We start from the raw sequence: 16,277 nt of genomic DNA on the forward strand, positions 1-16,277 counted from the left end.
GAAGCTGGAATTTTTCATAACCAAATGAAATGATGAATTCATTTAGTATGACCAAAAGGAATGCTCGGGAAACGACTATGCTTATGCGCCGAATGGTCTTGCGTGTTTCCGGTTCAAGGCATCCGGCGCTGTGCCTCGTCACTCGGCGGTGACGCCCGATTTCTGGATCACCTTGGACCAGCGCTCGATTTCCTGCTCGACGAACTGCCGATGCCCTGCAGGAGTCAGTCGCTCGTCCGTCACGATGCGCAGGCCCAGGGCTTCCTGGCGCTTGATCAGGTCAGGCTCCCGAAGCGCGGTTTGCAAGGCGGCGTTCAGCCGGGCGAGCACGGCAGGCGGCGTGCCGCGAGGGGCATACACTCCGTGCCAGACCTGCACGTCAAAACCGTTCAAACCGGATTCCGACAGCGTGGGAACCTGTGCAAGGGCGGGCAGCGCCAGCCGCCGGGCGCTGGTCACGGCATAGACCTTCACCTTCTTTCCCTCGATCTGGGGAACCGCATTGGTGGCCTGTTCGCACATCAGGTCGACTTGTCCACCCATGAGATCGTTCATGGCAGGGGCCGTCCCCTTGTAGGGCACGGCGGTCATCGTGGATTTCATGGCGCTCTGGAGCATGAGTGCACAGAGGTGCGAAGCCGAGCCTACGCCGGCATTGGCCAAGTTGATTTTTCCGTCGTTCTCCGAGATCCATGTCCTCAGCTCGGCGAAGCTGGAGGCGGCCAGCGTGGGCCTGCCGATCAGGGTCGACGGCGCCTCGTTGACCAGTCCCAGAAATTCGAAGTCATCCGGCGTCTTGAACGGCAGCTTCTTGTACAGCGATGGCGCGGTCGCCATGCCGATGTGATGGACCAGCAGGGTGTAGCCGTCGGGATTCGCACGGGCGACGCGGGCCGATCCGATCGTTCCCCCGGCACCCGCCGTGTTGTCGACGAGCACGGTCTGGGCCAGCGGTTTCCTGAGCGCTTCGGCGAGGTCCCGGGCGATCTTGTCGCTCGGGCCGCCGGCCGCGAAAGGAACCACCAGCGTGATCGGCCGGTCGGGAAATTCGGCCCAGGCCGCACCCGACGTGAATGCGAGAGCCGATACCAGCCAGGTGGCGCGTTTTGAAAGCATGTTCATGTCTTGTCTCCTGTTTGTTCTGTCTGTTCTGTGTGGGTGCCGCCGCGGGGCGAGGACGGATGGACCCTGCCTCCCGGGCCCGGCAGGCGGCTTCACCGATTCACGCCGGCTCAGCCCGACAGCTTCTGCATGTGCGCAAAAAGATCGGCCTTGCCCTCGAAGCCGATGCCGGGCAGGTCGGGCAACGTCACATGACCGTCGATGACTTTCACGCCGTCCGGGAAGCCGCCGAAGGGCTGGAACAGGTCGGGATAGGATTCGTTGCCGCCCAGGCCCAGACCGGCTGCGATGTTCAGCGACATCTGATGGCCGCCATGGGGAATGCATCGACTGGCCGACCAGCCGTGCTCCTTCAGCATGTCGAGCGTGCGCAGGTACTCGACCAGGCCGTAGCTCAGCGCGCAGTCGAACTGCAGCCAGTCGCGATCCGGCCTCAGGCCGCCGTAACGGATCAGGTTGCGCGCATCCTGCATCGAGAACAGGTCTTCGCCGGTCGCCATGGGGTTGCTGTAGTAATTGCGCAGCGTGGCCTGCAGCTCGAAATCCAGCGGATCGCCGGGCTCTTCATACCAGAACAGGTCGTACTGGGACAAGGCCTTGGCGTACTGAATCGCGGTATCGAGGTCGAAACGGCCGTTGGCATCCACGCAGAGTTTCTGTCCGTCCTGCAGCACGCTCAGGATCGAATCGATGCGGCGCAGATCCTCGTCGAGCGACGCGCCGCCGATCTTTTTCTTGACCACGGTGTAACCGCGGTCGATATAGCTGCGCATCTCGTCCTTGAGTTTGCCGTGGTCCTGGCCGGGGTAGTAGTAACCGCCGGCGGCATACACGAAGATCTTGCGGTCGGGTTGACCGTTGCCGTAGCGATCGGCGAGCAACTGGAACAGCGGTTTGCCTTCGATCTTGGCCACCGCATCCCAGACCGCCATGTCGATGGTGCCGATGGCCACCGAGCGTTCGCCATGGCCGCCGGGCTTTTCGTTGGTGAACATGGCGTTCCAGATCTTGTGCGGGCACAGATTGCGCCCGCTGTCGTCGACGAGGGTGTCCGGTGCCGCCTCGAGAATGCGCGGGATGAAACGTTCGCGCATCAACTTGCCCTGGCCATACCGGCCGTTGGAGTTGAAGCCGTAGCCGACCACCGGCCGGCCGTCGCGCATCACATCGGTGACGACGGCGACCAGACTCAGCGTCATCTTGCTGAAGTCGATGTAGGCGTTGCGAATGGGGGAACTGATGGGGAGGGTGATTTCTCTGACGTCGACGATTCTCATGCGGACTCCTTGGTTTGTCGTGCGGGAGGATGGCTATGATCTGCAATCGCGTCGGTCCTGGCCAATGCTGATTTTTTTCCTTTTGATGCTTTCAAAGCACCGGCTATGAACCTCTCCTGGCTCGATGATTTCCTGACGTTGGCGGCCCTGGGGAATTTCTCTCGGGCCGCCGATGCGAGGCACATGACCCAGCCCGCATTCGGCCGACGGATCCGTGCGCTCGAAGACTGGCTGGGCACCGAGCTGTTCGACCGCAGCTCGCATCCCGTTCGGCTGACGGTCGCCGGGCAATGGTTTCAGAACGTCGCGCAAGACCTGCTGGAGCAGGTGGCCCGTGTGCCGGGCGAAGCGCGGGCCGTGGCGGAAATGAGCTCGCGCTCGCTGAGATTCGCGGCCACGCATGCGCTGTCCTTCACCTTCGTGCCCAGGTGGTTGCGCCGTTTCGATGCGTTGACCCTGGTCGGAACCGTGCAGTTGGAGTCGGACGTGCTGCAGCGCTGTGAATCGCTGCTGGAACACAGCAAAGTGCAGTTCGTGCTGTGTCACGCGCATGCGCAGGTCCCGGGGAAACTCGACACCGACGGGTACCGATCGCTGCGGATCGGTCGCGACAGCCTGATTCCCGTCACGGCGGTGGATGAGCAGGGCGTGCCTCTGCATCGTCTCGAGCAGGGCGAGTCACCTGTGGCTCTGCTGAGCTACAGCGCCGAATCGGGCCTGAGCCAGATCCTGCGCGAGACATGCCAGGCCGAGCTGAACCGAATCCCGACTCATACCGCCTTCACTGCCCATCTGGCCTCGGTACTGAGGACCATGGTTCTCGATGGACGCGGCATCGCCTGGCTGCCGCAAAGCCTCATCCGGGATGACCTGCTCGCGGGCACGGTCGTGCCGGCGGCTGCGCCGCACTGGCATGTCGATCTGGACATCCGGCTTTACCGCGCCCGCAGCGCACTGGGCCAGGTGGCCGAGGCGCTCTGGGAAGCGGCTGCCGTGGAGCAGCCCTTCCTAGACGTCGAGGCGGAAACCCAGGTTCAATTCGGACGCCGGAATGCCGCCGCGTAACGCCCAGTTCTCGAGCGGCGGTTCATGCAGCACGATGAACACGTCGGCTCTCGAGATGCCCAGTGCTTCGAACCGGGTGACGATGGACGTGAACAAGGCCTTCTTGGCCTCTGCGGAGCGGCCTGGAAACAGGTTGATTTCCACGATCGTGTAGTCGTCGCCCTTGTCCGGCGGCACGGCAAAGTGTTCCGGCTTGTGCTCGATGTAGCGAATTTGCCGGTCGTTCTCGGGAACCTTGAGCGCTTCTCTCTGCGCCAGATAGACCGCCTCGATCAAGGCTTGCACTTGATCGGCAGGCCGACTCTTTCTCACTTCGATTTTTGCCAGTGGCACAGGACCCTCGCTTTCGACGACTGCTGTATTCGGGGAAGACGTGTGGTTCGACTTTAGGGCGCAACGGGATGACTGCCAATGTCGGAAAGGCCACAAGCTTATGACGGCACATTCGCTTCGAACCGGCCGGTCACACCGTGCATACACAGCAGAGCCGTCGAATGCGTCGGGCATAAAAAAACCGCCTCGATACCGAGGCGGTTCCGGTGTATGGCGGCCCCTGGGAAAGGGGACCGCCGATGCGGCCGCTCAGCCGTGCATCATGTTGGCGTTCATGTTGTGCATGACCCAGAGCGAGCCCACCAGAATGATGGCCAGGACTTTGATCGTGAAGATGAAGGTCAGCACGTTCCAGCGCTGTTCGGACGAACGGTCCATGTGCAGGAAGTAGACCAGTTGCACCACGACCTGAACCGCTGCCAGCAGCGAGATGGCGATGATGGTGGTGCCGCGCGGCAGCGACCCGGTCATCACGATCCAGAACGGAATGATGGTCAGGATGGCCGAGAGAACAAAACCGGTGATGTAAGAGGTGACGGTGCCGTGGCTGGCGCCGCCTTCGGCGTGTGCATGTCCGCTCATTTACAGGGCTCCCAGAAGATAGACGACAGTGAACACACCGATCCAGATGATGTCCAAGAAGTGCCAGAACAGGCTGAGGCAGGCCAGTCGCGTGCTGTTGACGGCGGTCAGGCCCTTGCGGCTGATCTGGATCACCAGGATGACCATCCAGATCAGGCCGCAGGTCACGTGCAAGCCGTGGGTGCCGACCAGCAGGAAGAACGACGACCAGAAGGCGCTGGCACCGGGGCCTGCGCCCTCGTGGATGAGGTGGTTGAACTCGTAGAGCTCCATGCCGATGAAGCCCGCACCCAGCAGGAAGGTGACGGCCAGCCAGGCGAACAGCCCCTTCACGTTGCCCTTGTGGGCCTGCAGCATGCCGAGGCCGAAGCTCAGCGAGCTCAGCAGCAGCAGGGCGGTTTCGACGGCCACGAAGGACAGGTCGAACAGTTCCTTGCCGGACGGACCGTCGGCGACGGCGTTGGAGAGCACGGCAAAGGTGGCGAACAGGCACGCGAAGATGATGCAGTCGCTCATCAGGTACACCCAGAAGCCGAAGACGGTATTGCCGCCGGCGTCGTGATGGTGTTCGTCGTGCTCGTCATGCGCCGCGTGCGCGGCGTGAGGGTCGAGTGTGGTGCTGGACATGTTGTTGGTCGATGTGTATCGGATGGATGCGTGGATCAGGCGTTGCGGGCCAGTTCAGGCATGGCTTTTTCCAGGCGTTGGCGATGGGCGTTTTCGATGCGCTCCACCTCGGCTGCCGGCACGTAGTAATCGATGTCGTCGTCGAACGAACGCACGATGAACGCGATGATCATGCCGGCCAGGCCGATCACGGCCAGCCACCACATGTGGAAGGTCAGCGCAAAGCCCAGGGCCGTGCCGAATGCACCCATGATCACGCCCGTGCCGGTGTTGCGCGGCATGTGGATGTCGGTGTACTTGGCGGGCTTCTTGTAAGCCGTGCCCTTGACCTTCTGTTCCCAGAACTCGTCGAGTTCGGACACGTGGGGCACGTGTGCGAAGTTGTAGAACGGCGGGGGCGAGGAGGTGGCCCACTCCAGCGTACGGCCGGTGCCCCAGTAGTCGCCGGTCAGGTCGAGGTTCTTGTTGCGGTTGATGATGGAGACCACGATCATGATCAGCATGCAGGCGATGCCGGCAGCGATCACCACGGCGCCGATGGCCGCGACGATCAGCCAGGGCTGCCATGCCGGGTTCTCATAGCTCTGCATACGGCGCGTCATGCCCATGAAGCCCAGCACGTACAGCGGCATGAAGGCCAGGTAGAAGCCCACCAGCCAGCACCAGAACGAACGCTTGCCCCACTTTTCGTCGAGCGAGAAACCGAACGACTTGGGGAACCAGTACACCAGGCCGGCCACGTAACCGAACAGCACGCCGCCGATGATGACGTTGTGGAAGTGAGCGATCAGGAACAGGCTGTTGTGCAGCACGAAGTCGACGGCGGGGATGGCCAGGATCACGCCGGTCATGCCGCCGATCACGAAGGTCACCATGAAGCCCATGGTCCAGTACATCGGGCTCTTGAACTGGATGCGGCCCTTGTACATGGTGAACAGCCAGTTGAACACCTTCACCCCGGTCGGGATGGAGATGATCATGGTGGCGATGCCGAAGAAGGCATTGACGTTGGCGCCCGAACCCATCGTGAAGAAGTGGTGCAGCCACACGATGAAGGACAGGATACCGATGGCGGAGGTGGCGTACACCATGGAGGCGTAGCCGAACAGCTTCTTGCGGGCGAAGGTGGCGACGATTTCAGAGAAAACGCCGAACGCCGGCAGGATCAGGATGTAGACCTCGGGGTGGCCCCAGATCCAGATCAGGTTGACGTAGAACATGGCATTCCCACCACCGTCGTTGGTGAAGAAGTGGGTGTCCAGGTAACGGTCGGCGCCCAGCAGCGCCAGCGTGGCCGTCAGCACCGGGAAGGCGGCGACGATCAGCACGTTGGTGACGAGTGCGGTCCAGGTGAAGATGGGCATCTTCATGAGCGTCATGCCGGGGGCACGCATCTTGAAGATGGTGACCACGAAGTTCACGCCGGCCAGCAGCGTACCCAGGCCCGACAACTGCAGGGCCCAGATGTAGTAGTCGACCCCCACGCCCGGACTGAACTCCAGCAGCGACAGCGGCGGGAAGGCCAGCCAGCCGGTCGCGGCGAATTCACCCACGAACAGCGACAGCATGATCATCACGGCGCCGGAGGCGAACAGCCAGAAGCTCAGCGAGTTCAGGAAAGGGAAAGCCACGTCGCGGGCGCCGATCTGCAGCGGCACCACGATGTTGACCAGGCCCGTCATGAAAGGCATGGCCATGAAGAAAATCATGATCACGCCGTGGGCGGTGAAGATCTGGTCGTAATGGTGGGGCGGCAGGAAACCTTCGGCACCGGCAACTGCAACGGCCTGCTGGCCGCGCATCATGATGGCGTCGGCGAAGCCGCGCAGCAGCATCACCAGGGCGACGATGATGTACATCACGCCGATTTTCTTGTGGTCGACGCTCGTCAGCCACTCTTTCCACAGCCAGGTCCACTTCTTGAAGTAGGTGATGGCTGCCAGCAGGGCTGCTCCTCCGATGAGCACGCCGATCAGCGTCACGAACACAATCGGTTCGTGAAGGAACAGCATTTGATCTAGGTTCAGTTTTCCCATCATTGTCTTATTCTCCGGCGCGGCAAATCGTGTTCATGGCCAGCGCGACTTCTCTATCCTTGGCGGTTGGGCTCATGTACTTGTGGATCACTTGCGTGAACAGGTTGGGCGTGACCGACGAGAAGTAGGTCACGGGGGCTTTCTTGTCGTTGCGCAGCAGGGACAGGTCGCGGTACTGCTCGGCGTTGAGCTGCAGGGGCGAAGCCTTGGCCTTGGCCAGCCAGGCCTGGTAGTCCTCGTTCGAGGTGGCCTTGGCCACGAAGGACATGCCGGAGAAACCGCCGCCGCTGTAGTGCGAGGACATGCCGTCGTAGTTGCCGATCTCGTGGGCGTCCAGGTGCAGCTTGGTTTCCATGCCGGCCATGGAGTAGATCATCGAACCCAGCTGGGGGATGAAGAAGGCGTTCATCACCGTGTCCGAGGTGATCTGGAAGTTCACCGGGGTGTCGACGGGGAAGGCGATCTCGTTGATCGTCGCCACGCCTTCTTCGGGGTAGATGAAGAGCCACTTCCAGTCCATCGAGATGGCCTGGATGGTCACGGGCTTGACGCTCGATTCCAGCGGTTTGTAGGGGTCGAGGGCGTGCGACGATTTCCAGGTCAGGATGGCCAGGAAAACGATGATCACGCAGGGCACGGCCCAGACCACGGCTTCGATCTTGGTGGAGTGCGACCAGTTGGGCAGGTACTCTGCCTCGGTGTTGGATTCGCGGTACTTCCACGCGAACACGAAGGTCATGATGATGACCGGAACCACCACCAGCAGCATCAGCGCGGTACAGATGATGAGCAGTTCCTTCTGCGCAATGCCGATCTGGCCTTTGGGGTCCAGCACGGTCAAGTTGCAGCCGCTGAGCAATGCCAGCAGTCCGATGGACAGCAACCAGCGGGCCAGTCCTGAGGTTTTCGATGAATTCATGGCTCGATCGATGTAATAGAGAAGTACAAGAAAAAAGATAGGTGTGTGCGCCGCCGTCCGCATCCTTCACGGCGTCCGAGCGAAAGCAGCCGTCGGGTGTCACGCCGACAGGCTGCTTTCACACATTACGCAAATCTCTGAAAACCGAGATGGTACATCGTTCGAACGACGGCTCGGCGGCGACCCAGCATCAAAGTAGACTTATTTACTTCAGAAATGATAGGTTCCTGTCAAGGACAGAAGCCAGCTGCGGCCCATTGCGGGCTCGTAATAGCGGCTATTGCTTTCGTTCACGATAACGGAGCCGACGTATCGCCGGTCAAACAGATTGTCGACGCGGGCGATGGCGTTGAGGTCCCATTTCTGCCAGATCAGCTTGTAGCCGCCGTACAGGCCGGTGGTGGCGTAGCTGGGGGCCGAGACGGTGTTGGCGGAGTTGGCATAGACCTTGTCGAGGTAACGCCATTCCACGCCGGCGCGCCAGCCCTGGGGCGGCAGCCAGTCCAGCGAGGCGAACAGCGCCTGGCGGGCGACCCCCGGAATGGCCGAGCCGCTGCTGCTGTTGCGGACCTTGGCGTCGAGCCAGGTGTAGGCCACTTGCGAGCGCAGCGCCCCCACCCATTGGCCGCTCCAGCCCAGCTCGAGGCCCTGGCGGCGGGTCTTGCCGGCGTTTTCGTAGCTGGTGCGGCCGTTGTCCGAGCCGGCGCTGACGATTTCATCGCGGGTGTCGGTCTGGAACAGGGCCAGCGTGGCCAGGCCATTGCCGGTGCGCAGCTTGGCGCCGACTTCGTAGTTGTTGCTCAGTGCGGGTTGCAGCGCGAAGTTCAGGCCGGGCAGGCTGTCGGTGCGGTAGGAAATCTCGTTGAAGGTCGGCGTCTCGAAGCCGCGGCCGGCGGTGGCATACAGGTTGAGGTCCGGCGTGGCCCGGTAGCCGAGCGAGGCGACCGGCAGCCATTCGCGGTAGGAGGCGCTGCCGCTGTCGTCGCCGTTGCCGGTGGCGATGTAGCGATCGCGCGACTTGAAATGCACGCTGCTGTAGCGCAGGCCGCCGTCCAGCGTCCAGCGTTCGCTGGCCTGCCAGGAGGCCTGCAGGTAGGGGTCGATGTTCCACAGCGTGTTGCGTTCGTCGCGCCGCAGGTTGCCGCGCACGCCCAGGGTCGAGCCGACGAAGTTTTCATAGCCCTTGCGGGTTTCCTCCATCTGGTCGTAGGCCACGCCGCCGACCAGCGTCAGGGGCCGGCCGGCCAGCGACTGGCGGCTGGTCCAGCGGGCATCGAGCCCGCCATACTGGCGCGCCAGATCGATCACGCCGCCGGCATGCGCAGCGGGAGCCTGCGAGGCCTTGGGGATCGATTGGTACTGCACGGTGTCGCGCTGGCCGTAATAGACCATCAGGCGCAGATCGTTGTCGCCGTCGATGCGTTTGTCGTACACGCCGCCAGCCTGGGTCTGCTTCACCGTCTTGCGGGTGTCGAAGGTGGTGGCCTGGGGCGCTGTGGCGTGCCAGTCGGCGCCGTACTGCGCGGCGGTCAGTCCCAGCGGGTCCTGGGCCGTCAGGTCGACGCTGTTGGCCACCAGCGTGAGTTTGCTGTCGTCGCCCAGCGAGACGCCGACCCGGGCATTGGCCAGGTTCTTGCGCGCCGCGCTGTGATCGCGGTAACCCTGGGTGGTGAACCGGTTGGCGCTGAGGTTGTAGTCGGTCACGCCCGTGGCCAGGCCGGTGGCGCCGCTGGCTTGCAGGCCGTAGCGGTAGGTGTGGTCGCTGCCGACGCTGAATCGGGTCGTGACCTGCGGCCGGCCTTCGCCCGGCGCGGTGTAGACCTGGATCACGCCGCCCGACGAGTTGCCGTAAATCGCAGAGAACGGTCCGCGCAGGACTTCTACATGGTCGATCGAAGCGATGTCGATGTTGGAGGTCTGGCCCTGTCCGTCGGGCATGGTGGCGGGAATGCCGTCGACATAGATGCGCAGACCCCGCACGCCGAAGGTGGATCGTGCACCGAAGCCGCGCACCGACAACTGCAGATCCTGGGCGTAGTTGTTGCGGTTCTGCACCTGCAGGCCGGGCACGCCGCCCAGGCTTTCGCTGAGGTTGATCTGGGCCTTGCCCTCGCGCATGTCGGCACCGTCGACCAGGCTCACCGAAGCCGGCGTACGGGTGATGGGGCGTTCGGTGAGCGTGCTCGAAATGGTCACTTCAGGCAAGGTCGGCGTGCTCGTTCCGGCGGATGCGGCCACGGGAGCGGTCTGGGCTTGAACCGAGGCCGTCGCCAGGGTCAGCACGGCCAGTGCAAGAGGATGCAGGCGAAGTGGCATGGATGTCAGAGTCATAAGCGGTGTGATCAGGAAATGCGGGGCCGGGCCTGCGGGCTGGAGCCCCATTTCTCGGGATCCCGGCCGGCATGCGGACCGGCGTGTCGACCGATCGGCAGGCAGCGGTGCCTGGAACGGAAAAGGGGGCGGCGGTGCCCGGCCAGCGGGCGCAACGATAACGGTTTTGTAAAGGCGCAGACGCATTCAAGGGTATTCCCTAGGTGTGGATTTGAGCATCGGCGCGATGCTGGCTGTCTATTCATACAGTGGGCGTCGTCAAACCTGACTACAATCGCCCACCATGGCGACCAAAGCAACTTCCTCTACCGTGAGCCCCGAATACGGCGAAGGCTCGATCCGGGTTCTCAAGGGACTCGAACCGGTCAAGCAGCGTCCGGGCATGTACACCCGTACCGACAATCCGTTGCACATCATCCAGGAGGTCCTGGACAACGCCGCCGACGAGGCGCTGGCCGGCTACGGCAAAAAGATCAAGGTGACCTTGCACGCCGACCAGTCGGTGAGCATCGAGGACGACGGCCGCGGCATTCCCTTCGGCCTGCATCCCGAGGAAAAGGCCCCGGTGATCGAACTCGTCTTCACCCGTCTGCACGCAGGCGGCAAGTTCGACAAGGGCAAGGGCGGGGCCTACAGCTTTTCCGGCGGCCTGCACGGGGTCGGCGTGAGCGTGACCAACGCGCTGTCCACGCGGCTCGAGGCCACCAGCCACCGCGAGGGCCAGGTGGCCAGCCTGGTGTTCTCGGGCGGCGATGTGGTCGAGGCGCTCACCCAGCGGCCCCAGGCCAGCGGCGACCGCAAGCACGGCACGACCGTGCGGGTCTGGCCCGATGCCAAGTACTTCGAATCCCCCGCGCTGCCTCAGAACGAACTGGTGCACCTGCTGCGCAGCAAGGCGGTGCTGATGCCCGGCATCAGCGTCACCCTGGTCAACGAAAAGACCCGCGACAGCCAGACCTGGCAGTACAAGGGCGGCCTGCTCGATTACCTGAGCCAGACGCTGAATGCCGATCCGGTGGTGCCCATCTTCGAGGGCGAGGGTTACGCCGACCGCCAGCACGACAGCTTTGCCGAAGGCGAGGGTGCGGCCTGGGCCGTGGCCTTCACCGAAGAAGGCCAGGCGGTGCGCGAAAGCTACGTCAACCTCATTCCCACCAGTGCCGGGGGGACCCACGAAAGCGGTTTGCGCGACGGGCTGTTCAACGCCGTCAAGAGCTTCATCGACCTGCATTCGCTGCTGCCCAAGGGCGTCAAGCTGATGCCGGAAGACGTCTTTGCACGGGCCAGCTATGTGCTGTCGGCCAAGGTGCTCGATCCGCAGTTCCAGGGCCAGATCAAGGAACGCCTGAATTCGCGCGATTCGGTGCGCCTGGTCTCGAGCTTCGTGCGCCCGGCGCTCGAGCTGTGGCTCAACGAGCATGTGGACTACGGCAAGAAGCTCGCCGAACTCGCGATCAAGGCCGCGCAGACCCGCCAGCGGGCGGGCCAGAAGGTCGAGAAACGCAAAGGTTCGGGCGTCGCCGTGCTGCCCGGCAAGCTGACCGACTGCGAAAGCCGCGACATCGCCTACAACGAGGTGTTCCTGGTCGAAGGCGATTCGGCCGGCGGCAGCGCCAAGATGGGCCGCGACAAGGAAACCCAGGCGGTGCTGCCGCTGCGGGGCAAGGTGCTCAACACCTGGGAGGTCGAGCGCGACCGGCTGTTCGCCAACAACGAGATCCACGACATCTCGGTGGCCATCGGCGTCGACCCCCACGGGCCCGGCGACAGCCCCGATCTCTCCGGCCTGCGCTACGGCAAGATCTGCATCCTCTCGGATGCCGACGTCGACGGTTCGCACATCCAGGTGCTGCTGCTCACGCTGTTCTTCCGGCATTTCCCCAAGCTGATCGATACGGGCCATGTCTACATCGCCCGTCCGCCGCTGTTCCGTGTCGATGCGCCGGCGCGCGGCAAGAAGCCCGCGGCAAAGATCTATGCGCTCGACGAGGCCGAGCTCAACGCCACGCTCGACAAGATGCGCAAGGACGGCGTGCGCGAAAGCGCTTGGTCCATCAGCCGTTTCAAGGGCCTGGGCGAGATGAGTGCCGAGCAGTTGTGGGACACCACGCTGAACCCGGACACGCGCCGTCTGCTGCCCATTTCGCTGGGCACGCTCGATTTCCTGCAGACCCAGTCCGAGATCACCAAGCTGATGGGCAAGGGCGAAGCGGCCGCGCGCCGCGACCTCATGGAGCGCCATGGCAACGACATCGAAGTCGATGTCTGATACCGCCGCCGCAGGCCGGATGAACCCGGCCTCGTGCACCTGGCGCGGGTGTTCCGCCCGCCCGGCATTCGTTGTTGCAGTCCGGCGGCTTGCCGCCCGCTAATCGAACCACACCGCAGATGAGCTCCGAACAATCCAGTCTTTTTTCCGCAGAGCCCGCCGATGCCGGCGGCGATCCGCCGCCACCCGCTGCCCCGCTCGACAGCGGGGAGGGGGCCGACAACCTTTCGCTGGCGGCCTATGCGCAGCGTGCGTACCTCGAGTACGCCCTGTCGGTCGTCAAGGGCCGGGCCTTGCCCGACGTGGCCGACGGCCAGAAACCCGTGCAGCGCCGCATCCTGTACGCCATGGACCGCATGGGCCTGTCGTTCACGGGCACGGGCGGCCCCAGGCCGGTCAAGAGCGCACGTGTGGTGGGCGACGTGCTGGGCCGCTTCCATCCGCATGGCGACCAGGCGGCCTACGACGCGCTGGTGCGCATGGCGCAGGATTTCTCGCAGCGTTATCCGCTGATCGACGGCCAGGGCAATTTCGGCAGCCGCGATGGAGACGGTGCGGCCGCCATGCGCTACACCGAAGCCCGGCTGGCCCCGATTGCCCGCCTGCTGCTCGACGAGATCGACATGGGCACGGTCGACTTCGTGCCCAACTACGACGGTTCGACCGAAGAGCCCCGCCAGTTGCCGGCGCGGCTGCCGTTCTCGCTGCTCAACGGCGCCAGCGGCATCGCCGTGGGCATGGCCACCGAGATTCCCAGTCACAACCTGCGCGAGATCGCCGCGGCCAGCGTGGCGCTGGCCAGGTCGCCCAAGCTGACCGACGACGAGCTCTATGCCCTGGTGCCCGGCCCCGACTATCCGGGCGGCGGCCAGATCATCAGCTCGGCGCGCGACATCGCCGATGCCTATGGCAGCGGACGGGGCAGCCTCAAGGTGCGGGCCCGCTGGAAGATCGAGGAACTGGCGCGCGGCCAGTGGCAGCTCGTGATCACCGAGTTGCCGCCCGGCGTGAGCTCGCAGCGTGTGCTCGAAGAGATCGAGGAGCTGACCAACCCCAAGGTCAAGGCCGGCAAGAAGGCCCTGACCGCCGATCAGCAGCAGCTCAAGGCCAGCCTGCTGGCCGTGCTCGATGGCGTGCGCGACGAGTCGAGCAAGAGCGCGGCCGTGCGCCTGGTGTTCGAGCCCAAGAGCAGCCGCACCCCCCAGCAGGAAGTCATCACCGCGCTGCTGGCCCACACCAGCCTCGAGACCTCGGCGTCGGTCAACCTCACCATGGTGGGACTGGACGGCAAGCCGGTGCAGAAGTCGCTGCGCGAGATGCTCACCGAGTGGCTGGCCTTCCGCCAGGCTACCATCCTGCGCCGCACGCAATACCGGCTCGACAAGGTGCTCGATCGCATCCATATCCTCGAAGGCCGGCAGATCGTGCTGCTCAACCTCGACGAGGTGATCGCCATCATCCGGGCGAGCGACGAGCCCAAGGCGGCCCTGATCGAACGATTCAGCCTCAGCGACCGCCAGGCCGAGGACATCCTCGAGATCCGCCTGCGCCAGCTGGCAAGGCTCGAGGCCATCAAGATCGAACAGGAACTCTCGACCCTGCGCGACGAGGAAAAGAAGCTGCGCGACATCATCGACAACCCGTCGGTGCTGCGCCGGCAGATGATCAAGGAGATCGAGGCCGATGCCAAGCAGTTCGGCGACGAGCGGCGCACCCTCATCCTCGAGGAGAAAAAAGCCGTTGCCGAGATCAAGGTGGTCGACGAGCCGGTGACCGTCGTGGTCTCTCAGAAGGGCTGGGTCCGGACCCAGAAGGGCTGGGCCAGCGAACGGGCGGCGGCCGCAGGCGGTGCACCCGAGTACAGCTTCAAGTCGGGCGACACGCTGTATGCAGCCTTCGAATGCCGCAGCGTCGACGTGCTCATCGTGTTCGGCAGCAATGGCCGGGTGTACTCGGTGCCCGTCTCGGCCCTGCCGGGCGGGCGTGGCGACGGCCAGCCCGTGACCACGCTGATCGAGCTCGAGAGCGGCACCCAGCTCGCGCATTTTTTTGCCGGGCCGCCGGCGGCCAGCCTGCTGCTCAGCGGCTCGGGAGGCTACGGTTTCCTGGCCCAGGTGGAACACATGGTCTCGCGCCACAAGGCCGGCAAGTCCTTCGTCAACCTGGCCGACAACGAAACGCTGTGCCGGCCCTCGCAGGTGGGCGGGTCCATCGTCGAAGGGCTGCCGCTGCCCGAAGCCACCCACGTGGCCTGCGCCTCGACCGGCGGTCGGATCCTGACGTTCGAGATCGGCGAACTCAAGCAGCAGCCCAAGGGCGGCCGCGGCCTGATGCTGATCGACTTGGAAAACAAGGACACCCTGGCCGGTGCAGCGGCCTACATCCGCAGCGTGCGCATCGAGGGTGTGGGTCGCGGCGGCAAGGACCGCGACGAAACGCTCGAAATCCGTTCGCTCAACAATGCACGTGCCGCCCGCGCGCGCAAGGGCAAGGCGGCCGACCTGGGCTTCAAGCCTTCGGCCGTCACACGCGTGGTCTGAGCGGTCTGCGGGCTTCGACCGGCCCGCAGGGATCGATCTGCTGCGCCCCGGGCATGGTCTCGGTCAGCGTGCCCCTTGGCCGGCCCGGATGGCGGCCGAGAATGCCGGCCCGGAGGGCGCCGACTGCGCGCGCTGCGTGATGCGTGCCGCCGTGCGCACTTCTTCGAACGGGCGGCCGGTATCCAGCGCGCCGATGTCGTAGAGATACTGCGGCAGCAGGCCGGACAGCAGCAGCCGATAGTCCAGGGGCAGGCCGGGCACGATGCGCTCGGCCATCTGATACACGATGGTGGTGCAATTGGCCGTGAGCGTGTTGTAGAACCGGGGCTTGGCTGCCAGCAGATTGGCTTCGTCTGCATAGGCCAGCAGCAGCGAGCGCCGGGCTTCGGGCGACATGCCGACCCGGTACAGATAGACGTCTTCGCCGCGTGCATGGGTGCGGGTGCGCAGGATGTCGCTTTCCTCGGCCGCCACCAGCGTGGCCTCGAAGTGTTTGAAGAATCCGGCGATCGACGAAAAAGCCTCGCCGCGGCGCTTGCGGATCTCGATCGAGAACGTCAGGTAGCGGCCATCCCGAAAACCGAACGACACCAGCGTGTGCGCGATCGCCGGGCCCATCCAGTAAGAGGTGGCGACATCCACGGTCTCGACCGTGTCGAGGCCGTATCGGGCGGTTTTCCAGCGCACGGTGTAGTCGGTCTCGCTGCGCCATTCGAAATCGCGCACCTGATCGAAAGTGATGAAGTGATCTTGCACCGTGGCGCGTGTCTGGCGTGCGACATCGTCGGCCCAATCGCCTCGCCCGGTCGGCTGGATGCCGGCCCACCAGCCCAGCACGACCGTGAAGGCCACGGCGTAGGCGGGCAGGGCGCGCATCCCCTGATGGCGCCAGCACAACACGAGTGTCGCCAGGCCCAGCAGGGCCCATGCCACCAGCGCGGCGATGCGCCAGCCGCGGGAGACCGGCAACTGGTACCACAGGGCACCGCACACCCATGCCGTCGCCAGCAGAAGCACCATGCTCAGAACAAACAAACCGGCCATGCGCAAGACAATCATGAATAAGATTCTACGGATCCGCCCACGATGCGACGCACGATCTCGAGCCGGTCTGTGCCGTGGCTCTACGGATGTTCCCCATTTCAAGGGTAATCACCGATTCCGGCATAAGTAACC

Annotated in this window: 12 protein-coding genes; 3 read left to right on the top strand and 9 right to left on the bottom strand. The window is 64.1% G+C overall.

What is annotated here, in order from left to right:
• Positions 1 to 138 precede the first annotated feature (138 nt).
• Together EC845_RS01835 and EC845_RS01840 are read right to left on the bottom strand one after the other, a co-directional pair.
• Positions 139 to 1,116 carry a tripartite tricarboxylate transporter substrate-binding protein gene (locus EC845_RS01835; protein WP_123296303.1) on the bottom strand — a complete coding sequence of 326 codons (978 nt, stop codon included), beginning with the start codon at positions 1,114 to 1,116 and terminating at the stop codon, positions 139 to 141.
• A gap of 116 nt (positions 1,117 to 1,232) precedes the next feature.
• A complete protein-coding gene (locus tag EC845_RS01840) occupies positions 1,233 to 2,399 on the bottom strand; it encodes a mandelate racemase/muconate lactonizing enzyme family protein (protein WP_123295519.1) in 1,167 nt (388 codons plus the stop codon).
• Between the two features lie 105 nt (positions 2,400 to 2,504).
• Between EC845_RS01840 and EC845_RS01845 the strand changes: the two genes are divergently transcribed.
• Positions 2,505 to 3,464, top strand: coding sequence for a LysR substrate-binding domain-containing protein (locus EC845_RS01845; protein WP_123295520.1), 960 nt, complete (start codon positions 2,505 to 2,507; stop codon positions 3,462 to 3,464).
• Here the strand turns inward: EC845_RS01845 and EC845_RS01850 are convergent.
• From EC845_RS01850 to EC845_RS01875, 6 genes are all read right to left on the bottom strand, one after another.
• Positions 3,408 to 3,749, bottom strand: coding sequence for a tautomerase family protein (locus EC845_RS01850; protein ID WP_199739700.1), 342 nt, complete (start codon positions 3,747 to 3,749; stop codon positions 3,408 to 3,410). The two genes, EC845_RS01845 and EC845_RS01850, sit on opposite strands and share 57 nt — an antisense overlap.
• 297 nt (positions 3,750 to 4,046) lie before the next feature.
• A complete protein-coding gene (gene cyoD, locus EC845_RS01855) occupies positions 4,047 to 4,379 on the bottom strand; it encodes a cytochrome o ubiquinol oxidase subunit IV (protein ID WP_123295522.1) in 333 nt (110 codons plus the stop codon).
• Complete coding sequence (cyoC, locus tag EC845_RS01860) at positions 4,380 to 5,006, bottom strand: cytochrome o ubiquinol oxidase subunit III (RefSeq protein WP_123295523.1); 627 nt, start codon at positions 5,004 to 5,006, stop codon at positions 4,380 to 4,382. It abuts the gene before it with no gap.
• A gap of 35 nt (positions 5,007 to 5,041) precedes the next feature.
• On the bottom strand, positions 5,042 to 7,045 hold the full coding sequence (gene cyoB, locus EC845_RS01865) for a cytochrome o ubiquinol oxidase subunit I (RefSeq protein WP_123295524.1): 2,004 nt from the start codon (positions 7,043 to 7,045) through the stop codon (positions 5,042 to 5,044).
• A 4-nt stretch (positions 7,046 to 7,049) separates the two neighbouring features.
• On the bottom strand, positions 7,050 to 7,961 hold the full coding sequence (gene cyoA, locus EC845_RS01870) for a ubiquinol oxidase subunit II (protein ID WP_123295525.1): 912 nt from the start codon (positions 7,959 to 7,961) through the stop codon (positions 7,050 to 7,052).
• A gap of 210 nt (positions 7,962 to 8,171) precedes the next feature.
• Entirely contained in the window at positions 8,172 to 10,277 is a 2,106-nt protein-coding gene (locus EC845_RS01875; RefSeq protein WP_123295526.1) for a TonB-dependent receptor, read from the bottom strand.
• Between the two features lie 298 nt (positions 10,278 to 10,575).
• Here EC845_RS01875 and EC845_RS01880 point away from each other — a divergent pair, with 298 nt between their 5' ends.
• Together EC845_RS01880 and parC are read left to right on the top strand one after the other, a co-directional pair.
• Positions 10,576 to 12,561: a DNA topoisomerase IV subunit B gene (locus EC845_RS01880; RefSeq protein ID WP_123295527.1), complete on the top strand. Its 1,986-nt coding sequence runs from the start codon at positions 10,576 to 10,578 to the stop codon at positions 12,559 to 12,561.
• 119 nt (positions 12,562 to 12,680) lie between these two features.
• On the top strand, positions 12,681 to 15,101 hold the full coding sequence (gene parC, locus EC845_RS01885) for a DNA topoisomerase IV subunit A (protein ID WP_123295528.1): 2,421 nt from the start codon (positions 12,681 to 12,683) through the stop codon (positions 15,099 to 15,101).
• Positions 15,102 to 15,164: 63 nt separating this feature from the next.
• Here the strand turns inward: parC and EC845_RS01890 are convergent, their stop codons facing one another.
• The gene (locus EC845_RS01890; protein ID WP_233597900.1) at positions 15,165 to 16,145 is read right to left on the bottom strand and encodes a DUF4105 domain-containing protein; all 981 of its coding nucleotides are present in this window, start codon (positions 16,143 to 16,145) and stop codon (positions 15,165 to 15,167) included.
• Between the last annotated feature and the right edge of the window lie 132 nt (positions 16,146 to 16,277).

Source organism: Comamonas sp. BIGb0124 (assembly GCF_003752175.1).
Classification (GTDB): domain Bacteria; phylum Pseudomonadota; class Gammaproteobacteria; order Burkholderiales; family Burkholderiaceae_C; genus Comamonas_F.

Excerpts from the sequence above, each read along its gene's own strand:
- EC845_RS01875 (WP_123295526.1), bottom strand. The coding sequence starts at position 10,277 with ATGCCACTTCGCCTGCATCCTCTTGCACTGGCCGTGCTGACCCTGGCG.
- EC845_RS01845 (WP_123295520.1), top strand. The coding sequence starts at position 2,505 with ATGAACCTCTCCTGGCTCGATGATTTCCTGACGTTGGCGGCCCTGGGG.
- cyoB (WP_123295524.1), bottom strand. The coding sequence starts at position 7,045 with ATGATGGGAAAACTGAACCTAGATCAAATGCTGTTCCTTCACGAACCG.
- cyoC (WP_123295523.1), bottom strand. The coding sequence starts at position 5,006 with ATGTCCAGCACCACACTCGACCCTCACGCCGCGCACGCGGCGCATGAC.
- EC845_RS01890 (WP_233597900.1), bottom strand. The coding sequence starts at position 16,145 with ATGGCCGGTTTGTTTGTTCTGAGCATGGTGCTTCTGCTGGCGACGGCA.
- cyoD (WP_123295522.1), bottom strand. The coding sequence starts at position 4,379 with ATGAGCGGACATGCACACGCCGAAGGCGGCGCCAGCCACGGCACCGTC.
- EC845_RS01840 (WP_123295519.1), bottom strand. The coding sequence starts at position 2,399 with ATGAGAATCGTCGACGTCAGAGAAATCACCCTCCCCATCAGTTCCCCC.
- parC (WP_123295528.1), top strand. The coding sequence starts at position 12,681 with ATGAGCTCCGAACAATCCAGTCTTTTTTCCGCAGAGCCCGCCGATGCC.
- cyoA (WP_123295525.1), bottom strand. The coding sequence starts at position 7,961 with ATGAATTCATCGAAAACCTCAGGACTGGCCCGCTGGTTGCTGTCCATC.
- EC845_RS01835 (WP_123296303.1), bottom strand. The coding sequence starts at position 1,116 with ATGCTTTCAAAACGCGCCACCTGGCTGGTATCGGCTCTCGCATTCACG.
- EC845_RS01880 (WP_123295527.1), top strand. The coding sequence starts at position 10,576 with ATGGCGACCAAAGCAACTTCCTCTACCGTGAGCCCCGAATACGGCGAA.